The organism is Thiolapillus sp. (assembly GCF_048562965.1).
GTDB lineage: Bacteria > Pseudomonadota > Gammaproteobacteria > Chromatiales > Chromatiaceae > Thiolapillus > Thiolapillus brandeum_A.
The window spans coordinates 1-604 of sequence record NZ_JBHNMF010001488.1 but is presented as its reverse complement, the minus strand read 5'-3'; the positions used below and the strand labels follow the sequence as shown (position 1 = coordinate 604).

Genomic DNA, 604 nt, shown 5'->3' with positions numbered 1-604 from the left:
ATACACCTGAATACAATTGTGCACTTCTCTGGCAACGTCTCCAGTCAGCACTCTATAGCGGTATTTCGGTACCCAGACAATATGGTATTGGCAATGCCAGAGAACATGCGTTAACTTTTCAGGCTCTTCCCCTGATTGAGTGGGCGCCCATCATCTAGTAATCCCATCAGGGTAAAGATCCAACCCGCCGAGATGGAAGTAACAAGCGTGTCTTCGGCCTCGTGATAGATTTTGGGACATCCCAGTCCCCAAAATCGACTCGGCCTTTGACAACCTATTTGTTCCCCAGCCGTCCTGGTCACCAAGCACTACGCAACAACTTCGCAAGCTCGTTGCTGCTCCGTACTTGCCTCCCAATGACTGGACGCCGCGTTCGGAGGCCTACTTTGTTTTCCCTCTGGCGCAAGGCACGCCGGGAAAACAGTGCGGCCTCGCGGCTACTGGGGTCTACCAGCCTTCGCTTCGCTCTCCATGGCTGGCAGCGATGGCATTGGCAAACCGCTCTTTATTGCGGAAGCCTCTGCTGCGAACCTTGATCATTTTAATTCGGCTATTGAGGCCTTCTGCCGGACCGTTACTGACCTTCAGCACAATCGCATTCAAT

At 53.0% G+C, this 604-nt stretch carries 1 protein-coding gene and 2 pseudogenes; 1 reads left to right on the top strand and 2 read right to left on the bottom strand.

The genetic code is table 11. The features are described 5' to 3' along the window. Positions 1–120 (bottom strand): annotated as a pseudogene (locus ACOCD2_RS25080) (transposase); the annotation flags it as partial. 101 nt (positions 121–221) lie between these two features. Here ACOCD2_RS25080 and ACOCD2_RS25075 point away from each other — a divergent pair. After that, positions 222–536, top strand: a complete 315-nt coding sequence (locus tag ACOCD2_RS25075) for a hypothetical protein (protein WP_419583451.1) — start codon at positions 222–224, stop codon at positions 534–536. A 4-nt stretch (positions 537–540) separates the two neighbouring features. On the opposite strand, the pseudogene ACOCD2_RS25070 reads toward ACOCD2_RS25075, so the two are convergent. Further along, positions 541–591 (bottom strand): annotated as a pseudogene (locus ACOCD2_RS25070) (hypothetical protein); the annotation flags it as partial. Positions 592–604: the final 13 nt, after the last annotated feature.